We start from the raw sequence: 22,127 nt of genomic DNA, 5'->3' as shown, positions 1-22,127 counted from the left end.
CTCCGGGACGTCAGGCCGCTTCCCCCTCCAGGGTCTGCAGGCGAATTTTCATGAAGGACAGCAGGCGGCGCGCGTCGCGGTCCGTCAGCGACTGGTAGTCGGCTGCCCAGTTTTCCGCGGTGGATTGCGGCTGCTTGTTGTGCATCGCCCTTGCCTTGCACAGCGCGGTATAATCGGAATTTTCGACACCCATGGCCCGGCACAGCACCGCGATGCCGGTGGAATCATAGCGGACCATGACATTGGTGACGTATTTCTGTCCGAGCCCGGCCATTTCGGAGAGCAGGAAGCAGATATCGAACAGGTTGTTGGACAGGGCGAGTTGGGTAATGGCCTTGCCGAGGGACCGTTGCCCGGCACGGATTTCCTTCAGCGTTGCCTTGGCATTGATCCGCGTCGCCTTGCGCTCCAGCTTGGAACTGGCCACGACCTTGCTCGCCTTGTGGAACAGGTCGTTGATCAGCGCTTCATTGTCTTCGCGCAGCTTGCGAATCTTGGCCTGCTGCTGCGGCGGCATCTGGCTGATCAGCTTGTCGTAGTCGTTTTCGGTTATGTCGGCACGTTCCATCATGGCGTCGCGGATCTTCTCGTCGCGTTCCGCCAGCTTGATCAGGAGCCGCGACCCCCATTCCGAAAACTCCGCCCCGTCATTGGCGGCGACCGACTGTTTCACCGGGCTCTCGCCGCGTTCCAGGAGAACATCGGTCACATTGGCTTCAAGATGCTTGCGTTTCGAAATCGCCAACAGGTGCCCCTGGCCCATGGTTTTCGCCAGGCGCAGGATGTCGTCGGTATTGAGTGAGTTCGAGGACGTCAGCATCGGCCGGGCGATGTCGATTTCTTCACGCGCCAGCTCGTAGGCCACCTTGTTTGAGGTGTCATCTATGGGAGCCAGCTGTTCGGAAATTGCCTTCTTCTGCTCCGGATCCATGCTCGGAAGCATGCTTTCCAGCACCGTGTTGAACAGCGTGATCTCTTCCGTCTGGTAGCTGTCGGCTCCCCTGACGAACAGATCGGTTACGTGCTCCACAAGCTGATGACGTTTTTCAGGGGTGCTGTCCTGAGCGAGACTGAGAAGGTCGTTGATCATCGTAGGGTTGTCCGTTTCTATAAGCATAGGACTACCTTGCAGACAGTTTACAACTGTCTAAGGCGCAGATGAAAAATTGGGTTAATCTTTTCAAGTATCCGTATTAGTGACAGGTGTGGAGGTGGCGTCGATATACTTTGGGTAGTCTTGAAGCAGTGCGGGAAATTAAGCTTGCGAAACTGCAAAAGACCGTCAGGAATTGGTTTGGCTGAACATGGCGCTGTTTCAGACGGCCATCGGCAGCCCGTCAGTCGCCTGATCCCTGTTCGGTAACGACCTTGTCCATCGGGATGTCCCATGCCATCGGAAAAATCGTTTCGATTCTGCAAAAGTCAAACCCGGCGCCAATGACGAAAGGCGCTGTCCCGAAGCTGACCAGCGTTCGATCGTAATAGCCGCCGCCGTTTCCGAGGCGGTATTTTGCCTTGTCGACGCCAACGAGGGGCGCGATCACGACCTGGGGATCCTTAAGGGTCCCGGCGGCGGGAACCAGGATGTTCCAGATGCCCCGGACCATTTTGCATCCGGGATACCAGGGACGAAAGACAAGGGGAGCGTTCTTTTCCAGAACAACGGGCAGCAACACCGTCTTGCCCGCCGCACACAGCTCGCTCATGAGCGGGCGCAGGTCCGGCTCCCCGCGGATCGGCCAGTAGACGGCGACCGTGTCGAACTGCCGCTCCTTCAGGGCATGCCCCAGATGCTTGATCAACGCGATCGTTGCGGCCTGGCGGGCCTGCTGGTCCATCCGCCTGCGCAGGTCATAGAGACGTTGCCGCTCGGACTTGCGGTACCGGCAGACATCCAGATAGGTCTGTTCGTCCACGATATGACCGCCGATCACCTTGTGTGCTTGGCATGGGGGATCGCCAGGCGGATCATCGTGATCATGCATGAGGGAAATCCGGGAGCTCTTGGGTCAGGCCGCTTGTTCGTGCTTGGCGGCTTCCAGCTTCATCTTCATGAGGGCCAGCAAACGGCGCGCATCCGTGTCGTCCAGCATGTGATAGTTGGTCAGCCACTTGCTACCGGTGCTTTCCGGAAACTTGAGGTGCTTGCAGCGTTCCTTGCAGACGGCCTGGAATTCCATGGCGCCGATGCCTGTGGCCCGGCAGACGGTAGCGATCCCGGTGCTGTCGTAGCGCACCATGAGATTGTGCACGTATTTCATGTCCAGGCCGGAGAAATAGGACAGCAGCCCGACGGCGTCGAGCAAATTGTGCTCGTGCGAAAGCTGGTAAATCGCCTTGTTCAAGTTCGTCTTGCCCAGCTTGATCCCCATCAGCCAGGCTTTCGGGCTGATCTTTGCGGGTTTCTTGACCAGCTCCGACCCCGCGGCGATCTCGCCGTCGTCGCGGAACAGGTCCTCCAGCAGTTCCTCGTTGGACTTGCGCAGATGGCGGATACGGTCGCCCATCTGCTTGGGCATGTCCTTGACCAGTGACTCGAACACCGGCATCGTGATTTCCGCGCCGAGGTTGGCGGCGACGGCATGTTTGACTTCCTTGCTGCCCCGTTTGATCAGGATCGTGCTGAGATCCTTGCTGACGTGATCACGCTTGGCCAGCGCCAGAAGATATCCCTGGTCCTTGGTCTCGGCGATTTTCTTCAGGTCGGCCTCGGCGAGCGACTTGGAGCGTTCCAGGACCGCCTGGGCAATGGGCAGGTCGTCGCTCGCCATGGCGGCGGCGAGTTTCGCGGATGTCGACCGGACGTCCGCGAGTTTCTCGGACATCTTCCGTTTCGCGTCGTGTTCGAGAGCGTCATAGACGCCTTCGAGCATGTTGTTCAGAAGATGGGTTTCCTCGGACCCGGTGTCGTCGGCGCGGGCGGCAAGAAGCCCTGTCACGTGCTCGGCGAGCTCGTGTTTCTTTTCCTTGGAACTGTCCTTGGCAAGCCTGAGAAGCGAGTCGGTCATCGATGTACCCTATCGGGCAAATTTTCTCCAATATTCCTTTACAACTTGTGAAAAGGACCAAGAGCGTCGTGATGGCGCGCCTGTCGTCCCGGTGTTGACCTTGCCTTGTTCCTGAGCCATTGGAGCGGGATGAAAGACGTCCCGATCCTGTACTCCTTCCGCCGTTGCCCCTATGCCATCCGCGCGCGCCTTGCGATTGCGGCAAGCGGGCAAACGGTGGAACTGCGTGAAATCGTGCTGCGCGACAAGGCGCCGGAGTTTCTGGAAGCATCTCCGTCCGCGACGGTGCCCTGCCTCAAGGCCGGGGATGAGGTGCTTGACGAAAGCCTCGACATCATGCGATGGGCCCTCGCAATCGCCGATCCGGACAACTGGCTGGAGCCGGACGGGGAGGGGTTGGATGCGGCGCTCGAGCTCATCGGGACGTGCGACGGCCCCTTCAAGCGTCATCTCGACCGGTATAAATACGATACGCGCTACAAGGATGCCGACAGGGTGGAAGAGCGGGCAGCGGCATCGGAGTTTCTCCGCACGCTTGACCGCCGCCTGTCGGCCCGCCGCTGGTTGTTCGGCAACCGCGCCTGCCTTGCCGACTATGCGATCCTGCCCTTTGTCCGGCAGTTCGCCAACACCGACAGGGACTGGTTCGACCATCAGGACTGGTCCGCGTTGAAGGCCTGGCTGGTCTCGTTCGAGACGTCCGGGAGGCTGCAATCGGTGATGCACAAATGGCCGAAATGGCGGTCCGGCGACGCAAGGGTGCTGTTTCCGGACGCCTGATCGCGCCGGCACTTCAGGCGGCGCTTCGCCTGCCGGCCAATCTTACAAATTCTTAATCTTCCCGACAGGCGCCTGTAAGGCTGGCTCCACTACGTTCTTCCTTGAACATGGAACGCGAGTCCCTGCGTGCGTTCTGCAAGATGGCCTTCAGTTCGAAAGTCGATAGAGGAAGAAAATATGGAAAACCGTCGCTCTGTCTCTCCCCTGCGGTCCCGCCGCGCAAAATTGCTGGCGGGCGTTGTCGCCCTCGGCGCCGCCGGGCTCATGACCGCCCAGACCGTAGTTCCGAGCCAGTTGGCCTTTGCGGATCCGGTGCGCGTCGATGCCGCCGCCCCGGCAGACTTCTCCGATGTCGTTCGCACCGTCAGCCCCGCGGTCGTCAGCGTCCAGGTGAAGCAGGCTGCCGAGCCGCGCATGATGAACTTCGGCGGCAAGGACGGCTTTGAGGACTTTTTCAAGGGCCTGCCGGACGGTCATCCGTTCCAGAAGTTCTTCCGTGATTTCGGTGGCCGTGGTGAAAACGGCCAGGACCAGCGCCGTCAGCCGCGTCAGTATGGCCTGTCCCAGGGGTCCGGCTTCTTCATTTCCGAAGACGGATATGTGGTCACCAACCATCACGTGATCGACAAGGGCACGGAATTCACCGTCATCGACCAGAAGGGTGACGAATATGCCGCCACGCTGATCGGTGCCGACAAACGCACCGACCTGGCGCTGCTCAAGGTCGAGGCCGACAAGGACTTCACCTATGTCGACTTCGCCGACGAGGCGCCGGAAGTTGGCGAATGGACCGTCGCCATCGGCAACCCGTTCGGCCTTGGCGGATCCGTCACGGCGGGTATCGTATCGGCCCGCGGCCGTGACATCGGTGCAGGCCCCTATGACGACTTCATCCAGATCGATGCTCCGGTCAACCGCGGCAACTCCGGTGGTCCGGCCTTCAACATGCATGGTGAAGTCATCGGTGTGAATGCCGCGATCTTCTCGCCGTCCGGCGGAAATGTGGGCATCGCGTTCGCGATCCCGGCTTCCACGGCCCAGGATGTCATCATGGAGCTGAAGGATGGCGGCACCGTCGTCCGCGGTTGGCTGGGCGTTCAGATTCAGAACGTCACCGGCGATATCGCGGAGAGCCTTGGCCTTGAGGAGGCCCGCGGCGCAATCGTCGCGGAAGCGCAGGAAAACAGCCCGGCTCAGAAGGCTGGCCTGCGCTCAGGCGACACCATCCTGTCGGTTGACGGGACCAGTGTGGATGGCCCGCGCGAGCTGTCCAAGATCATTGCCGCCTACGAGCCGGACACAAAGGTCGATATCACGGTCTGGCGTGACGGCAAGGAACAGGACATCACCGTGACCCTCGGCCGACTGCAGGAGACCGAACAGGCCTCGGCGGTGCAGCCGGAGGCCCTGGACAGCAAGACCAGCTTGGATGATCTCGGCCTGGTCCTGACCACCAAGGCGGAAGCCGGCATGGACGGTGAGGGCGTTGTCATCGCGGAAATCGATCCGGACAGCCCCGCGGCGGAGAAACGCCTGGCCACGGGTGACGTGATCCTGGAAGTCGCCGGCATGGCGGTGAACAGCCCTGACGATGTCCTGAAAGCGCTCGAAAAGGCGGAAAAGGATGGTCGCAAGGCCGTGCTCTTCCGGGTCGAGAGCAACAATTCCACCCGGTTCGTGGCCCTGCCCATGAACCTGGCCTGATCAGGGAACGGTTCCCCGGAACCGGCTCCTGTGCGGCGTGACCGGCCTGCCCTCTGCCCCTAAACCCCGTCGGGCCGGTCATCGCCAAGGTTCTGTCCGCCTTCCACAAGGACAGACCAAGGGTTTTGCCCCAAACCCTGACTGACTGGCGGCGGCGTCTCACATCCATCGCCGCCGCCAGCCATTTTTTTTGGATCGCCAGGCGTCGAAATTTGAGCCACCTAAACGGCTCAGTCTTGCAGGAATGTCGATTGGCCCTCGAGCGCAACTCAAGGTAAAAGGGTTACATGTTGAAGATTCTTGTCATTGAAGACGATCCGGAAGCTGCCGGCTACCTGGTCAAGGGCCTGAGCGAACTCGGTCACACTGCGGACAAGGCCGGCGACGGACAGACGGGTCTGCAGATGGCGCTGGACAGCAGCTACGACATCCTCATCGTGGACCGGATGCTGCCGAAGCTGGACGGCCTTGCCGTCATCCAGGAACTGCGCAGGCAGGGCAACCATACGCCGGTCCTGATCCTCTCCGCCCTCGGCCAGGTCGATGACCGGGTCAAGGGCCTGAAGGCCGGCGGCGACGATTATCTTCCCAAGCCCTATGCCTTCACCGAATTGCAGGCCCGTGTCGAGGCGCTTGCCCGGCGGCCGAAATCGGCCGGCCAGGTCGAGACCACCTACAAGGTCGGTGACCTGACACTCGACCGCATGGCCCATTCCTGCCGCCGCGGCGAGACCGACATTCCGTTGCAGCCGCGCGAATTCAGGCTTCTGGAATACCTGATGCAGCATGCCGGCCAGGTGGTCACCCGCACCATGCTGCTGGAAAATGTCTGGGAGTATCATTTCGACCCGCAGACCAACGTGATCGACGTGCACATCTCCCGGCTGCGCGGCAAGATCGACAAGGGTTTCGATACGCCTCTGCTGCACACGATCCGGGGCGCCGGATACACCATCCGTGACGCGGTTCACTAGGTTCACCCGCACGACAGCTTTCAAGCTGTCGCTGCTCTACATCGCCGTCTTCACGGTGATGTCCGGATTTCTGCTCGTCTATGTCTCGGAAAACACAGATCACCTGATGTCCGAGCAGGTCGTTCAGTCGGTCGATTCGGAACTGAAAGGCCTGGCGGATGTCTACGTGCGCGGCGGCGTGCGCGATCTTGTCGAAACCATCGACAGCCGCTCCCGTCATCCGGATGCCAGCCTCTACCTGCTGACGGACTTTGCCGGCAATGCCCTTGTGGGCAACATCGCCCGCCTGCCGACCACCGTGCTGGAAGAAGCCGATGGCGGCTTGCGGAGGGTCCGCTACACCCGCCTTGGCCAGAATTCCGAGGATGTCGAGCGCCAGGCCATGGTGCGCACCTTCGAGTTGCGCGGCGGTTTTCGCCTCCTCGTCGGCCGGGACCTTGGCGATCAGCTGCGCTTTTCCAACCTTCTGGGCAATGCGCTGCGCCTCTGGCTGATCGTCGTCGTGGTGATGGCCGCGATCACTTGGTTCTTCGTCAGCCGGCGGGTGATGAAACGCATCGACGACATGTCCGCGACCAGCCGCACGATCATGCAGGGAGACCTGTCCGGCCGGCTGTCCATTGCCGGAACCAACGATGAATTCGACCGGCTTGCGGTCAACCTGAACACCATGCTCGACCGCATCGAACTACTGATGCAGTCGATGAAGGATGTCACCGACAACATTGCCCATGACCTGAAAACGCCGCTGACGCGCCTGCAGACACGTATCGAAACGGCGCTGCGCGAGGCGAAAGGGGAGGAGGGCTATCGCACGGCGCTTGAAGCGGCGCTCGACGAATCCGACCAGCTGTTGCGGGTGTTCAATGCGCTGCTTCGGATCGCCCGGATCGAATCCATGGCGCCGGGCACGGTCATGGAGCCGACGGACCTCAACCGGCTGGTCGCCGAAATCTCGGAACTTTACGAGCCTCTCGTCGAAGACGAGGGCGGCCGGCTGGAAACGGATGTTCCGGCAGGACTGATGGCCGAGTGCAACCGGGACCTGATCAGCCAGGTGCTGGTGAACCTGATCGAAAACGCGCTCAAATACGGCCGCCCGGAGGAGGGGGGCCTGGTGATCCGGTTGACCGGCCTGACGGAAAACGGCCGTGTCTGCCTGGCCGTGACCGACAACGGGCCGGGCATTCCGGAAAAGGATCAGGACCGCGTCAAGGAACGTTTCGTACGCCTTGAGGAAAGCCGTTCGGAGCCGGGGACCGGGCTTGGTTTGAGCCTGGTCAAGGCGGTTGCCCGCTTGCATGGAGGAGACTTGCGCTTCAAGAATGAGGCACCGGGCCTGAGTGCCCGCATAGATCTCGAACCGGTGGAACCGGACAGCAGCAGGAGCGGGCATGAACAAGGCGGCACATCCGGAGAACAGGAACGGTCCTGACGGCGGTGCCGGCAGTCTTGCCGACCGGGTTGCGGTTGTTCCGCACACGCCCGACACGGAACGCGCCGGTCTGTTCCTCAAAGACCTTCTGGAGGACGCCGACAGCGGCGGCGCCTTGAAATCCCTCCTGGAGCAAAAGCCGGACCTTGAAGGTTTCCTCACCGGTATCATCGGCAATTCACCCTATCTGCGCGACCTGATGCTGGCCGATCCGGCCAGGTTGCTCGCCCTGCTTCAGGAAGCGCCCGAAACCCGTCTGAAGCGGTTGCTGGAGGAGGCGCGCGCGGCCAGGGCTGAAGACGAAGCGGGGATCATGCGGGCCCTGCGTCATCTGAAACACGACCTGGCGCTGACCCTCGGACTGGCCGACATTTCCGGTGCCATCGGTCTCGACAGGGTCACCAGGGCCCTGGCCGGTTTCGCCGACGCGGCCCTGACCGCGGCAATCCGCTTCTGCCTCACCGATCTGGCCCGCCGCAACAAGTTCGCGCCGCGCGACGCGGAGGAACCGGAAAAGGACAGCGGCCTTATCGTCCTTGCCATGGGCAAACATGGCGCCAACGAGCTGAACTACTCCTCCGACATCGATCTCATCGTGCTCTACGATCCGGCGACGGCCCCGATGGCCGGCAACGCCGAAGCGCCGGTGGAATTTGTCCGTCTGACCCGGCGGCTGGTCAAGATCATGCAGGACCGCACGGAGGACGGTTATGTTTTCCGCACCGACCTGCGCCTCAGGCCCGATCCGGGGGCGACGCCGCTTGCCATGTCGGTTCCGGCCGCACTGGTCTATTACGAGTCGCTCGGCCAGAACTGGGAGCGCGCGGCCCTGATCAAGGCGCGGCCCTGCGCGGGGGACATTGCGGCCGGCGAGGAATTCCTGCGGGAGATCGTGCCCTTCATCTGGCGCAAATATCTGGACTTCGCGGCCATCGCCGATGTCCAGTCAATCAAGCGGCAGATCCACATGCACAAGGGCCACGGCACCATCGCCGTGGCCGGCCACAATGTGAAACTCGGACGCGGCGGCATCCGCGAGGTCGAGTTTTTCGTCCAGACCCAGCAGCTGATTGCCGGGGGACGCAATCCCGGGCTGCGCGGGCGGCGCACGCTCGACATGCTGGACGCCCTTGTCGAGGCGGACTGGATCCTGGCCCGCACGCGTGACGAAATGGCGTCGGCCTACCGGTTCCTGCGCGATGTCGAACATCGCATCCAGATGCTCAACGACGAACAGACACAGCTCTTGCCGAAGGACAAGGAGGGTCTGAACCGGGTGGCGGCCCTGATGGGCTTCGACAGTCTTGCCGGCTTCGAAACGGAACTGCTCGGCCATCTTCACAAGGTGCAGCAACATTATGCCGAGCTGTTCGAGGACGAGCCGGGCCTCTCGTCGGAACTCGGCAACCTGGTCTTCACCGGTGACGATCATGACCCGGACACGCTGGAGACGCTTGCAGGGCTCGGCTTCAAGCAGGCGGCGGAAGCCGCCGCCATCATCAAGGCGTGGCATTTCGGGCGTTATCCGTGCACACGCTCGACCAAGGCCCGCGAACGGTTGACGGAAATGCATCCGGCCCTGATCGGGGCGCTGGCGGCGACCGACAATGCCGATGCGGCCCTGCGGGCCTTCGACAGTTTTCTGGCCAAGCTGCCTGCGGGGGTGCAGCTGTTCTCCCTGCTGAAATCCAATCCGCAGCTTCTGACGCTTCTGGCGACCACCATGGGGGCGGCGCCACGCATGGCGGAAACCGTTTCCAAGCGCGTGCATGTGCTCGACGCGGTGTTGGATCCCGCCTTTTTCGGCGCGATGCCGAGCGTCGAGGAATTCCGGCGCGGCTTGGACCGCACCTTGTCCCAGGCGCGTTTTTACGAGGAAGCGCTGGATCGGGCACGGATTTTCACCCAGGAACAGCAATTCCTGATCGGCCTCAGGCTGATCTCCGATACGCTTTCGGCAGACCGGGTCGGTTTTGCCCTGGCACGGCTTGCGGAAGTGGTGGTCGATCGCCTGCTTGGCCGGGTCATCGAGCATGTCGGCGAAAGCCACGGTGGCGTTCCGGGCGGCAATGTCGCGGTTCTGGCCATGGGGAAACTGGGCGGACGTGAAATGACCGCGGCCTCCGATCTGGACCTGATCCTGCTCTACGAAGCCCCGGAGGACGTCAAGCAGTCCGACGGCCGGCGGCCGCTTGCCATCACGCAGTACTATACGCGGCTCACCCAGCGGCTGGTCACCGCCCTCAGCGCACCGACCGCGGAAGGGGCACTCTACGAAGTGGATTTCCGCCTGCGCCCGTCAGGCAATGCCGGTCCGCTGGCGACCAATCTGGACGGTTTCATCGCCTATCAGAAAAAGGAAGCCTGGACCTGGGAACACATGGCGCTGACCAGGGCGAGGGTTATTGCCTGCACCACGCCTGAATTCAGCCAGAAGATCTTCGACAGCATCAACGGCACTCTGGTGCAGGAGCGCGACAAGGTAAAACTCGCCGACGATGTCCGCTCCATGCGCGCCCGGATCGAGAAAGAAAAGGGCACCCGGGATATCTGGGACCTGAAACAGGTTGCCGGCGGCCTGGTTGATATCGAGTTCCTCGCCCAGTTCCTGCAACTCGCCCACGCACATGAGGCCCCCCAGATCCTCGCCCAGGGAACGGAACAGGCCCTGGAACGCATCCGCGACGCCGGTTTTCTCGCCCTCGACAATGCGGAACTGCTGCTGGAGGCGCTACGTCTCTATCACCGGCTGACCCAGGTCCTGCGCCTGACGCTCTCCGGCAAGTTCGTGCCGGCCGAGGCCCCGGGCGGCGTTCTGGACCTGCTGGTGCAGGCGTCCGGCAGTCCGACCTTCTCCCGGCTCGAGACGGAACTCGCGGAATTGCAGGGCAAGGTGAGGGCGACGTTTGTCAGGCTTGTCGGGGAAGTCGAGGCCAGCAAAGCCTGATCTCTTTCGGTCGTTCCACGGGGCGAAGGGTCTGTGTCCCCCGCGTCGACAACACATCAGATGATCGCTGGTTCAACGTGCAGGACGTTCCCTTGGTCAGACAGGGCAGCGTTCGAAGGTACGAAGATGCCGCGATTTGGGTCATAGGTCATCGAGATTTCGCTCACACCGCCACCGAAGGTCGCGACCGTGTATTTTCCGATGATCTTTCCGATCGCCGTCCCGCTGGTGAACTGGCTCTGAAGCCAGACATAGACCCTGGTGGTTGGGGTCAGGAGAAGCGTCTGGTTCGCCAGCACCATCTGCGCAGAGATCACTTTTCGCTCGGTGACCTGTCCATTGACGTTGGCCGTCTGTGACAGCCCGAATGTCAGCGCCGGATAACTCGACGGCGGCATGTCGTTGTTGATCGCAAACGAGCCTTGGGGAATATCCGACGAGCCGACAAACTGGTTGAAGACCGCGGCGGCTGTGAACGGGTAATATCCGGCGTCAAGCGCCGGGCCCGGCGTCAGTTCGGAGAGTTTCAGGATCGACGCACCGGAAGTCATTTGGGTGTTGGATGCATAGAGCCAGAAATCCTCGGCCCACTCGATCATATTCGCGGCGAAGGGATCGAACGTCAGCCACACGACGCTCGGTTCGCTGCTGCTGACGGTTCTCGCCAGCGTAATACGCTGCTGTGCCGCCTTGATGTATCTGAGTGTCTCCATATCGATATTCAGCTGAAGCTGGTAGCTGGTCATGACACTTTTCCCCGTCGCAACATTCTGTTGGCTGCCGCCCTCGCGCGCCGCTTTCAGTTCCGAAAATCCAACACACAGTCCAATTTCGTTTAGCGGGACGCCTACCGGCCAGAATCCCGCACAGGCTGAAACCTGCCGCAGGGAACCGGGGAGGACGTTACACCCTATCAGCGTGTATTGAAAAAATAAACAACTCAAAGATTAGTGGGCGCCGTCGTTCAGGCCTGTTTAAGGCGCCCCCGGATCCGGTCGAAGACAATCATGAGAACCAGCATGCCAAAGGCCACGAAAGCGAACAGGAAACTGCTTCTGGCCATTGCCGCGTGTGTGCCTTCGCTCAGCTCGGAAATGTCGGGAGTGTCGCGAACGAAGCGCACCGCAACCGTTTCACCGGGAGAGCTTGTCTCGTAGCGCTCACCCGAAACGGCGGCCTCTCCGGTGAATTCCGCGCCGCCGACCGCGTAGCGATAGGTCAGCAGGTGCAACTTCCGGCCCAGGCCGTCAAGGTCGTAGCGCCGGTCCCTTGTTTGTTTGGACAGGATCTTTCCCGTTGTGACGGCACCTTGTGTCGCGAGCAGCCGGGCATTCGAATGGGTCTGGTAGCCGTCGAAAAGGAAAAACAGACCGATGCCCAGAAGGAGCAGATAAAAGACAAGGCGGTATCGGTCATAGAACGCGTTACGGCGGTTCATGTGCAAATCCCCCGGCCCGTCGCAATGGCGCCATGTCCCGGATCAGGCGGCGGCTTCCTGAGCCAGCGGCAGCGTGAAGCTGACGGTGGTGCCCTTCTTGACTTCCGACTGGATCGTCAGCGACCCGCCGTGCAGTTCGACCAGGGAGCGGGCGATGGCAAGACCGAGGCCCGAACCCTGGTGGGTCTTGGTGAACTGGTTTTCCACCTGAACGAAAGGTTGGGCGAGCCGTTCGATGTCGCGGTCGGAAATGCCGATCCCCGTATCGACGACCTCGAAGCGCAGCTTGTCGCCGCGCGGCCGGGCCCTGAGGGTTACGGTCCCGTTGTCAGGGGTGAACTTCACCGCATTGGCAAGCAGGTTCAGCAAGATCTGTTTCAGGGCCCGCTTGTCGGCCTGCACGAACAGCTCCTTGGCGACGTCGGAGGTGACGGTGATGTTTTTCTCCGTTGCCGCGCCAGTCACGATCCGGCTGGCATCCTTGGCCGCGGCAGAAGCGCTGACGGCTTCGGTCTCGATCGACATGCGTCCGGCCTCGATCTTGGACATGTCGAGGATGTCGTTGATGACATTGAGAAGATAGATGCCGGACGAGTAGATGTCCTTGCAGTAGTCGCTATAGCGATTGGTGCCGAGAGGGCCGAACATCTCCTGGGTCATGATGTCGGAAAAGCCGATGATGGCGTTGAGCGGTGTCCTCAGCTCGTGCGAGATATTGGCCAGGAATTCGGACTTGGCCTTGTTCGCGGCCTCGGCACGGGTCTTTTCCCCCTGGTACTTGTCCGCCATCTCGACCAGCTGACGTGCTTGCACTTCGAGGGTCTGCCGGGACTTCTGCAGATCGGAAACGGTCGCCTTCAGGCGCTTTTCCGAGTCCATCAGCTTTTCTTCGTGTTTCTTCAGCGCGGTGATGTCCGTTCCGACGGAGACGAAACCGCCGTCCTTGGTCCGGCGTTCCGAAATCTGCAGCCAGCGGCCGTCCTCGAGCTGGGCTTCGTAGGAGCCTTCCGGCGCGCCGCCGCGCTGGCGAACCGAGACGGGGTGCGGTGCGACCTCGGCATTGGAAGCCGCGGCCATCACGTCCTTGTACGGTGTTCCCGGAACGATCACCGATGTCGGCAGACTGTGCAGGGCCTGGTAGTTCGAATTGCAGATCACCAGCTCATTTCTGGCATTCCAGAGAACGAAGGCCTCGGAGATCGTCTCGATCGCGTCGCGCAGCCGCAGGTCGGCCATGCGGCTTTGTTCGGCAAGTTCATGCTGTTCGGTGATGTCGATGCAGATCCCGATCAGGTGCGGTTCCGCCCGTCCCGTTTCGGACTGGATTTCACCGCGGGCGCGCAGCCAGATCCAGCTGCCGTCTGCGTGGCGCATCCGGAAGGTTTCGTCCACCAGCGTCTCGCCGGTTTCCAGCAGGTGTTCTGCAAGGCCGAGCAGGTCGATATCGTCCGGATGGGTGATGTCGGCCACGTCCGCGAAGCTCAGGATGTCGTCCTTGGGTTCACGGCCCAGCAGCTCGTATAGAGAAGACGACCAGAACATCCGGCCCCGGGAGAGGTCCCAGTCGAACAGGCCGCACCGGCCATGGGTCAGGGCGGTGTCGATGCGCCCGCGGGTGGCGGCGTACATGTCGTCCGCCACCTCGGCGCGGGTGGCCTGGCTGAAGAAGCCGTAGATGACGGCCAGCAGGACCAGCGACGTGCCGACGAACAGGGTTACATTCGCGGAAAGGTCATCGCGCCATTGAGCGTGCACTGCGCTTTCCGGCTGCAACACCGCAACCATACCGAGACTGCCGTCGAGATGATGGACCGTCGCCAGAACCTGTTCTTCACCGGCCGCGTTGCCTAGGTCCACCGCAAGCGGCAGCACGCCCGCGCGCGCGCCGAATACGGTCAGGGGCTGGGAATGGCCGAGCAGGTCGCTGATGGGCCGGCTTTCGAGGGAGGGCTGGATCGGTGCCGAGGCGGCGATGGTGCCGGCCTGGTCGGATACCAGGAAGATCCGGCCGTCACTGGTGGCTCCTGCGGGCAGGCTGTCGGCGAGGATGCGCTTGAGCGAGGTCCGGTAGCCCGTCTTCGGCAACGTGTCCTGCGAACCGGTGAGGCCGTTGGCAACCACCGTTGCCATCAGGCTCAGGGTGGTCTCGGCGGCCTTCTGTGTGTCGGAGTAGTCGCTGGCCAGTTCGCCGGCACGGAACAGGGCGAGCACGATGATGAACAGGATGGCAAGGCCGGGAATGAGGCGCCGCATCAGGCCGTCCGAGCGGGCCAGGCCGCTGCGGACCGTGCCGGCCAGCGAATTCAGGGGCAAGCCGGTTAGGCCCGCATCTGTCTCGCTTTCAGACTCCTTGTCGCCGCGCCGCGTGGAAGCGTCGCCAGCAAGTGCTCGCGCCATAGGAAGTGTGCCTCAAAAAACCGCCTCATCGGAGCTTGCCCCGAATCACTTCCATTTGAATCAAAACGTCTGATTTTGTCCAGACCTGCCCAAGAATAAAATGGTTAACGCGCGGCGCGTTTTTCTGGTCTCGCGTTAACCAATGCCAGTATTGCACACTATTGCAAGGTTCTGTCGACGATATCGCGGCTGTCTCTCGACAGTTCTTCGCATGAGGATACCCGCAGGAGCGCAGATTCCGCGAGGGCAGATCTCTGTGGGTCAAGTGCGCGCCAGGAGCGGAAACTGGTCAGAAGGCGGGAGGCGACCTGCGGATTTCGCTTGTCGATCTCCAGAACTGATTCGGCGATCAGCTCGAACCCGGCCCCGTCCGCCCTGGCAAACTGCGTCGGGTTGCCGGTGGCAAAGGATTGCAGCAGCGCGCGCACGCGGTTGGGGTTGCCGGGATCGTAAAGCGGGTGCTTCATCAGAGCCTCGACCTTTTCCACGGTGTCGTGGTGCGGTGATGTCGCCTGGGTCATGAACCATTTGTCCATGGCGAGCGAATTGTCCTGATGCCGGTTGCGGTACCGGTCCAGTGCTTCGTCCCGCTTCGGCATGGCGTCGTGCACCAGCAGCGTGAGGGCCGCAAGCCGGTCGGTCATGTTGTCGGAAGACGCGAACCGGTCCCACACGAGGTCAAAACCGTCGGGGTCCGTGGAAGCGGCGACATAATAAAGCGCCCGGTTTGCGAGGGCGCGCTTGCCGGCTGAAGCGGCGTCAGGCGAATAGCCTCCGTCGCCGGAAGGCCCGGCCGAGAACTTGCGCAACGTCTCAAGATGTGTGTTGCCGATGGCATTGCGCATGACCGACTTGGCATTGTGGATGGCGTCCGGGTCGACATCCTTGCCGATTTCCTGCGCGACATCCGCTTCGCTTGGCAGGGTCAGGGCCAGGGCGCGCAGCGCGTCGTCGAGGCCGGTGTCGAGCAAGGCCGACCCGATGACATCGATCACGTTGTCCGAACAGGTCGGGGCCTGTCCCTGCCTGGTCAATGCGGTAAGCCGCACCAGATCACGCATCAAAAGCGTTTGCACCGCCTGCCAACGGTTGAACGGGTCGCTGTCCTGGGCCGCAAGAAACGCGAGGTCCTCAGGCTCCAGATGCTGATTGAGGCGAACAGGCGCGGAAAATCCGCGCAGCAGGGACAGGACCGGCTTGGAGGCAATGTTCTCGAAGGTGACGTCCTGATGGGATTTGTCCAGGATCAGGACGTCTCCCGCAACTTCGGCTCCGCTGGGCGGGGAGACCTCCAGATCGTCTCCATTGGGGCCGATCAGACCGAAACGCAGAGGAATGACCGCGGGTTTGCTTGTCTTCTGACCGGGTACCGGCGGGATTTCCTGACCGAGGGAGACCGTAAAGGTCATGCGGTCCGGATCGTATTCCGATTCCGCCGTGACCACAGGCGTGCCGGCCTGCTCGTACCAGAGGGAAAACCGGGCAAGGTCGACCTCTGCGGCCTCCTCAAAACAGGTAAGAAACGCCTCGATTGTGGTCGCCTCTCCGTCGTGCCGGTCGAAATAGAGGTCCAGACCGGCCCGGAACTTTTCAGCACCGATCAGGGTCTTCAGCATACGGACGACCTCGGCGCCCTTCTCATAGACCGTTGCCGTGTAGAAGTTGTTGATTTCGTGGTAGATTCTTGGCCGGACCGGGTGTGCCAGCGGTCCCGCATCCTCCGGGAACTGATGCGATTTCAACAGGCGTACGTCGGCGATGCGCTTCACGGGGCGCGACCGCATGTCGGAGGAAAATTCCTGATCGCGAAACACGGTCAGGCCTTCCTTCAGGCACAGCTGGAACCAGTCGCGGCAGGTGATCCGGTTGCCGGTCCAGTTGTGGAAGTATTCGTGGGCGATCACGGCCTCGATATTGGCATAGTCCTGGTCTGTCGCTGTTTCCGGGTCAGCCAGGACATATTTGTCATTGAAGATGTTGAGACCCTTGTTCTCCATCGCGCCCATGTTGAAATCGGAGACGGCGACGATGTTGAAGACTTCAAGGTCGTATTCGCGCCCGAAGGCGTCCTCGTCCCAGCGCATGGACCGTTTGAGGGAATCCATCGCCCAGCCGCAGCGGTCGTCCTTGCCGTGTTCGACATAGATGTTCAGGTCGACATGAGTGCCGGACGCCGTGGTGAAGGTATCGGAGACCTCTGCGAGATCGCCTGCCACCAGGGCGAACAGATATGCCGGCTTGGGATGCGGATCGTGCCAGACGGCAAAATGGCGGCCGCCCTCCAGATCGCCGGTCTCCGACAGGTTGCCGTTTGCAAGCAGCACGGGACAGTCGGTCTTTGAGGCTTCCAGCCGTGTCGTGTAGACCGACAGGATATCCGGCCTGTCGAGGAAATAGGTGATGCGGCGAAAGCCTTCCGCCTCGCACTGGGTGCAATAGGTTCCCGACGATCGGTACAGGCCCATCAGCTTGGTGTTGGCGTCCGGATTGAGCTCGGTCACAAGCGTCAGCTCGAACGGATCCGGGGGAGGCGCCTTCAGTTCAAGCCGGTCGGAATCGGCACAAAAACTGTCTTCAGCGACCGGAGCGCCGTTCAGCCTGATCTCCACCATGGTCAATTCGTCGCCATCCAGAAGAAGCGGCGTGCCCGGCGGCGTGCCGGTTTGCCTGCGTACCGACAGGGTCGCGGAGACCCTGGTGGCCGTCGGGTTGAGTTCAACGTTCAGATCGACGGTATCAATGCAATAGGCGGACGGTTGATAATCTTCCAGCCGGATGGCCGGCGCCGTTTCGGAACGCATCTGGAACTCCTGAAATGTCGGTCCGCGGGAGACTGGGAAAAGGCAAGCGAACGACGCTAAGGCGTTACCATGATCAGGGAACGTGTCAAAGAACTGATTGGGGCCACCTGCGGGCGGGGCGGGGTTTCTCCCGGCCGGTGATGCGATTGGGCAGAGGGGTTTTGACGTGGGACGGGCCATTGTCTATGTGAGGGGTGCATCAGCTACAGGGACCTTCTGAATGAGCCGCTTGGACAGTTTTATCCGCCGCATGACATCGCAAAAAATTCTGCTGGAATACCTGGTCGACAAGGTCAATGAAGTTGAAGGTCCGGTTCTGGAGCTGGGTTTGGGCAACGGCAGGACCTATGATCACCTGCGCGAGATCTATCCTGACAAGGAAATCTTCGTCTTCGATTTCGCGATGAACTGTCATCCGAGCTGCGCGCCCGACGCCGAGCACATGATCCTCGGTGATATCCGCGACACGCTTGCCTTCTGCGAGCCGCGCGTGAAGTCGAAGGCTTCCTTTGCCCATATCGACATCGGCTCCGCGGATCCGACCAACGACCTTGCGATCGTCCACTGGCTGGCGCCCCTGGTCGACCAGCGCATGGCGGTCGGCGGATATGTGCTGACGGCGCTGGAGCTTGACCTGGACAATTTCGAAAAGCTCGAAAAACCCGGAGGAATCCATCCGGGCCGCTACCACATCTATCGCAAGACCGCCGAAGCCTGATCTGCAGGCCGCATTGGGATCAATGAAATGAGTGCGCCGCTAAAAGGCATCAAGGTCGTTGAACTTGCCCGCATCCTGGCCGGGCCCTGGACCGGGCAGACACTGGCGGATCTCGGCGCGGACGTGATCAAGGTGGAAAGCCCGCAGGGCGACGATACCAGGGGCTGGGGCCCACCTTTTGTCCGCGATGAGGCCGGCAAGGATCGTGACGCCGCCTATTTCCACGCCTGCAACCGCGGCAAGCGTTCGATCACGGTCGACTTCCGCACCGCGGAAGGTCAGGAAGTGGTCCGCCGTCTCGTCGCCGAGGCCGATGTCCTGATCGAGAACTTCAAGGTCGGCGGGCTTGCGAAATACGGCCTCGACTACGACAGTCTCGCCGAGGTCAATCCGAAGCTTGTCTATTGCTCGATCACAGGCTTCGGCCAGGACGGGCCCTATGCGCACCGGGCCGGCTACGATTTCATGATCCAGGGCATGGGTGGCATCATGGACCTGACCGGGGACCCGGACGGCGATCCGCAGAAGATCGGCGTGGCTTTTGCCGACATCTTCACCGGCCTCTACGGGGTCATCGGCGTTCTTGCCGCCTTGCGCCGGCGCGACCAGAACGGCGAGGGTGAGTGGGTCGACATGGGGCTGCTCGATGCCCAGGTCGGTGTCCTGGCCAACCAGGCCCTGAACTATTTCGTCTCCGGAAAATCGCCGAAACGCCTCGGCAACGCCCATCCCAACATCGTGCCCTACCAGGTCTTCCCCGCCAGCGACGGACACCTGATCATCGCTGTCGGCAATGACGGCCAGTTCAGGCGGTTATGCGCGGTTCTCGGCCGTCCCGATCTTGCCGAAGAGCCGAAATACGCCACCAACGCGGCACGGGTTGCCTCCCGATCCGAACTCGTGCCGGTCCTGGTGGCGGAAACCGAAACGCGAACCAGGGATGATCTGCTGGCGGCCCTGGAAGGCGAGGGCGTGCCCGCCGGCCCGATCAATTCCGTGGCGGACGTCTTTCAGGATAGCCAGGTTCTGCACCGGGGTCTCAAAGTTGATCTGCCTGCAACAGGTACCGAAACCGGCACCGTTGCCTCCGTACGCACGCCGATCCGGTTCAGGAACAGCGAGCTCGTGCTGGAGCGGGCGGCACCGGCATTGGGCGAACACACCGATGAAATCCTGGCCGAACTCGGACTGGCGCACGTTGCCGATCCGGCCGACTGAGTACTGGGTGGCTTCATGAAGAGCGCGGAGTTTCTGGACATCGTCGACAGCACGGTGCTGTCGGACGAATGGGGCACGCTGACCCGTCACAAGATCCGGTATCGGCGCCGGGACGGCACATGGCAGGAACAGGTTCGCGAAGTCTATGACCGGGGCCATGGCGCCGCCTGCCTTTTGTTCAACCCGGAAACCGGTTGTGTGCTGCTGACACGCCAGTTTCGCCTGCCGGTGTGGTTCAGCGGCAAGGATCCGTTCGTGATCGAGGCGCCGGCCGGTCTGCTGGAAGGTGCACGGGCCGAAGAGCGCATGCGGGCGGAACTGATCGAGGAAACCGGCTTTGACGTCTCGAAACTCGAGTTTCTCTTCGACGCGCTCATGAGCCCCGGCTCGGTCACGGAGTATCTGGCATTCTTCACCGGCACCTACCATCTGAAGGACAAGGTGTCGGAAGGCGGTGGCGAGCCGGACGAAGGCGAGGACATAGAGGTGATGCATGTGCCGCTCGCACGGGCCCTGGCCATGGTCAGGGCCGGGGAGATTGCGGATGCGAAGACCATCATTCTTCTGCAGGAACTGGCCCTTCGACAGGCAGGGCTGTGAAAAGTGCGGTCCGGACGGAACAATTCCGGTGGAACCTGAAGCATGTGCCTTAATTTGACGCAAAGTGTCAGGCAGGTAAGCTGCCGGATGACAACAAGGGGCGCCGCCTGATGAGCAAAGAGAAGCGCAGCAGACGCAGGATCAAGCTGCCCCTGACGACCATCGTCGGGCTCAGCTTCGGTGCGTTCGTGGCCATTGCCATCGGGCTCGTTCTGGGGCTGTCCGTCTCCGCCAATTTCCGCAATACCTTTTCCCTGCTCAACGACAAGACGATCTTGAGCACCCAGTCGCTCGAAACCCAGCTGCGCACCCATTTTGCCTCGATTGAAAACGCCGTCGTCGGTCTCAAGCCCTATTTCGACGAGGGCACGATCGGGTTCGGGGATCCGGAAAGGACCCTGGAAGACCTGACGATCGCGTTGAATTCGAACAACAACATCACCACGCTAGCCGTGACCGACGCCGACGGTCGGCGGCTCGGCGTCTACCGGGCGAACAATGGCAAGATCTGGCGGATCAGCTCCGACGCGCCCCCTCCGGGCATGACGCCGAAGGACATGCCGGAACTTACCGCCGACAGCCCGCCGACCTGGGGCGCGCTTGTCAAACACGACGTCGGCCTGTTCGCGAATGTGTCGGTCCCCCTCGTTCGCGACGGCCGGAAAATCGGTATGCTGACCGCCGCCACCTCCATGGAGGAGCTGGGGCGTATCGTGACCGCCCAGGACGAAGGCGTCGACAACACCGTCTTCATCATTGCCGACGGTGATCAGGTCATCCTGCATTCCGATGCGGACTGGCTCCAGACCGGTGGTGCGATCCGTGAAAACCTGCCCGGTTCCTTTTTGAGTGTGGGAGATCCGGTGCTGGCCGGAATCGCGAGCGAGCAGCCGCTGGACGAGTTCAAGAAGGCCGCTGAACTTGGCATCGATGTGTCCTTCGTTCAGGCCAATGATGATGAATACATCGTCATGAAAGCCCTGCTGGAAGGGTTCAGCGACATGCCCTGGACGGTTGGCCAGTACTATTTGAGTGCGACCGTTTCCCGCGAGGTCCGCCGCCTGGCGGGATCCATGTTTGTCGGCTTCGGTGCGCTCGTCATTTCCGTGCTGATCGCCTTCTGGATGGGCCGGCGGGTGGCACGGCCGCTGAAGTACCTGGCTCTGCAATCCAAGCGCGTCGGCTCCCTGTCGCTGAATGATGTTGAACCCCTGCCGCGCAGCCGTGTCGCCGAGATCGATCAGGTCGCCTCCGCCTTCAATTCGATGGTCGAGGGCCTGAAGGCCATGAACACCTACGTGCCACGGTCCCTGTTCATCAAGCTGATGCGGCTTGGCGGCAGGTCTGCCGCCGAGCCGCGTGAAGCCGAACTCACCATCCTGTTCACGGACATCGTCGGCTTCACGGCCCTTTCGGAACATCTGAGTGCCGAGGATACGGCGGGTCTGTTGAATGAACATTTCGCGATCCTCGTGGAAGCCGTCGAAAACGAGGGAGGGACGGTCGACAAATTCCTGGGCGACGGCATGCTGGCCTTCTGGGGCGCGCCGGATGCGCGGCCCGACCATGCCCGGGCGGCGGTGCGCACCGCGCGGCGAATCGCTGCCGCCCTGCACGAGGCAAATCGGAAAGCGGCAGAAGCCGGCCGGCCTCAAATGTCCCTGCGCATCGGCATTCACACCGGACCCGCGGTTGTCGGCAACGTCGGTGCGCTGGACCGCTGGAACTACACCGTCGTCGGAGACACGGTGAACGCCGCGGAACGGCTCCAGACACTTGGCAGGGAAGTGGAAGGCACCCCGGAGGTGACGATTCTGGCCAGCGCGGCCACGGTGGCGCAACTGCCGGGAGAACATGATCACAAGGCGGTCGGCGACCACCACCTGCGCGGCCGCAGCGGGCGCATGGAAGTCTACTGGCTGGATCCCTTTGCTGCCTGCGAACCGGAAGAGGTCGGCGCAGAAAAACTTCCCGTTACGGCCGCCGAGTAAAGTTGCCTCTACGGCAGGTGGCCGGTGGCGGGCCGTTTCTGCGGTAATTTTCCGTTTTGTGACACAGATCACACAGGCAATCTATGGATTCCTGCATTGCTATCCCATGGCGAATT

Annotated in this window: 16 protein-coding genes; 9 read left to right on the top strand and 7 right to left on the bottom strand. The window is 61.7% G+C overall.

The features are described from left to right. Nucleotides 1-10: 10 nt before the first annotated feature. The 3 genes from O6760_RS28655 to O6760_RS28645 all read right to left on the bottom strand — a co-directional run bounded on the left by O6760_RS28655 (nt 11) and on the right by O6760_RS28645 (nt 3,008). The gene (locus O6760_RS28655; protein ID WP_269583063.1) at nt 11-1,090 is read right to left on the bottom strand and encodes a DUF2336 domain-containing protein; all 1,080 of its coding nucleotides are present in this window, start codon (nt 1,088-1,090) and stop codon (nt 11-13) included. 247 nt (nt 1,091-1,337) lie between these two features. Beyond that, on the bottom strand, nt 1,338-1,985 hold the full coding sequence (locus O6760_RS28650; RefSeq protein WP_269583062.1) for a 5-formyltetrahydrofolate cyclo-ligase: 648 nt from the start codon (nt 1,983-1,985) through the stop codon (nt 1,338-1,340). A 24-nt stretch (nt 1,986-2,009) separates the two neighbouring features. After that, on the bottom strand, nt 2,010-3,008 hold the full coding sequence (locus O6760_RS28645) for a DUF2336 domain-containing protein (protein WP_269583061.1): 999 nt from the start codon (nt 3,006-3,008) through the stop codon (nt 2,010-2,012). Nucleotides 3,009-3,137: 129 nt separating this feature from the next. Here O6760_RS28645 and O6760_RS28640 point away from each other — a divergent pair, with 129 nt between their 5' ends. From O6760_RS28640 to O6760_RS28620, 5 genes are all read left to right on the top strand, one after another. Beyond that, on the top strand, nt 3,138-3,788 hold the full coding sequence (locus tag O6760_RS28640) for a glutathione S-transferase (protein WP_269583060.1): 651 nt from the start codon (nt 3,138-3,140) through the stop codon (nt 3,786-3,788). A 177-nt stretch (nt 3,789-3,965) separates the two neighbouring features. Then, entirely contained in the window at nt 3,966-5,492 is a 1,527-nt protein-coding gene (locus O6760_RS28635) for a Do family serine endopeptidase (protein ID WP_269583059.1), read from the top strand. 287 nt (nt 5,493-5,779) lie between these two features. Further along, on the top strand, nt 5,780-6,466 hold the full coding sequence (locus O6760_RS28630) for a response regulator transcription factor (protein ID WP_269583058.1): 687 nt from the start codon (nt 5,780-5,782) through the stop codon (nt 6,464-6,466). Beyond that, nucleotides 6,450-7,901 carry a sensor histidine kinase gene (locus tag O6760_RS28625; RefSeq protein ID WP_269583057.1) on the top strand — a complete coding sequence of 484 codons (1,452 nt, stop codon included), beginning with the start codon at nt 6,450-6,452 and terminating at the stop codon, nt 7,899-7,901. The genes O6760_RS28630 and O6760_RS28625 overlap by 17 nt, the downstream gene beginning before the upstream one ends. Next, nucleotides 7,861-10,848 carry a bifunctional [glutamine synthetase] adenylyltransferase/[glutamine synthetase]-adenylyl-L-tyrosine phosphorylase gene (locus O6760_RS28620; protein WP_269583056.1) on the top strand — a complete coding sequence of 996 codons (2,988 nt, stop codon included), beginning with the start codon at nt 7,861-7,863 and terminating at the stop codon, nt 10,846-10,848. The genes O6760_RS28625 and O6760_RS28620 overlap by 41 nt, the downstream gene beginning before the upstream one ends. A gap of 56 nt (nt 10,849-10,904) precedes the next feature. Here O6760_RS28620 and O6760_RS28615 read toward each other — a convergent pair whose 3' ends face one another. The 4 genes from O6760_RS28615 to pepN form a co-directional block, all read right to left on the bottom strand. Beyond that, nucleotides 10,905-11,594, bottom strand: coding sequence for a hypothetical protein (locus O6760_RS28615; RefSeq protein ID WP_269583055.1), 690 nt, complete (start codon nt 11,592-11,594; stop codon nt 10,905-10,907). A gap of 218 nt (nt 11,595-11,812) precedes the next feature. Next, nucleotides 11,813-12,286: a DUF3592 domain-containing protein gene (locus tag O6760_RS28610; RefSeq protein ID WP_269583054.1), complete on the bottom strand. Its 474-nt coding sequence runs from the start codon at nt 12,284-12,286 to the stop codon at nt 11,813-11,815. A gap of 42 nt (nt 12,287-12,328) precedes the next feature. Continuing rightward, complete coding sequence (locus O6760_RS28605; RefSeq protein ID WP_269583053.1) at nt 12,329-14,683, bottom strand: PAS domain-containing sensor histidine kinase; 2,355 nt, start codon at nt 14,681-14,683, stop codon at nt 12,329-12,331. A 158-nt stretch (nt 14,684-14,841) separates the two neighbouring features. Next, nucleotides 14,842-17,484, bottom strand: a complete 2,643-nt coding sequence (pepN, locus tag O6760_RS28600) for an aminopeptidase N (RefSeq protein WP_269583052.1) — start codon at nt 17,482-17,484, stop codon at nt 14,842-14,844. Nucleotides 17,485-17,704: 220 nt separating this feature from the next. On the opposite strand from pepN, the gene O6760_RS28595 reads away from it, so the two are divergent. The 4 genes from O6760_RS28595 (at nt 17,705) to O6760_RS28580 (ending at nt 22,011) form a co-directional block, all read left to right on the top strand. Next, nucleotides 17,705-18,202, top strand: a complete 498-nt coding sequence (locus O6760_RS28595) for a class I SAM-dependent methyltransferase (RefSeq protein WP_269583051.1) — start codon at nt 17,705-17,707, stop codon at nt 18,200-18,202. 27 nt (nt 18,203-18,229) lie between these two features. Beyond that, the gene (locus tag O6760_RS28590; protein ID WP_269583050.1) at nt 18,230-19,420 is read left to right on the top strand and encodes a CaiB/BaiF CoA transferase family protein; all 1,191 of its coding nucleotides are present in this window, start codon (nt 18,230-18,232) and stop codon (nt 19,418-19,420) included. Nucleotides 19,421-19,435: 15 nt separating this feature from the next. After that, nucleotides 19,436-20,020, top strand: coding sequence for an NUDIX domain-containing protein (locus O6760_RS28585; protein WP_269583049.1), 585 nt, complete (start codon nt 19,436-19,438; stop codon nt 20,018-20,020). Between the two features lie 110 nt (nt 20,021-20,130). Next, a complete protein-coding gene (locus tag O6760_RS28580) occupies nt 20,131-22,011 on the top strand; it encodes an adenylate/guanylate cyclase domain-containing protein (protein ID WP_269583048.1) in 1,881 nt (626 codons plus the stop codon). Nucleotides 22,012-22,127: the final 116 nt, after the last annotated feature.

This window comes from Roseibium sp. Sym1 (assembly GCF_027359675.1).
Classification (GTDB): Bacteria; Pseudomonadota; Alphaproteobacteria; order Rhizobiales; family Stappiaceae; genus Roseibium.
Note: the sequence above shows the minus strand (reverse complement) of the source record. Positions and strands in the feature narration are given on the sequence as shown.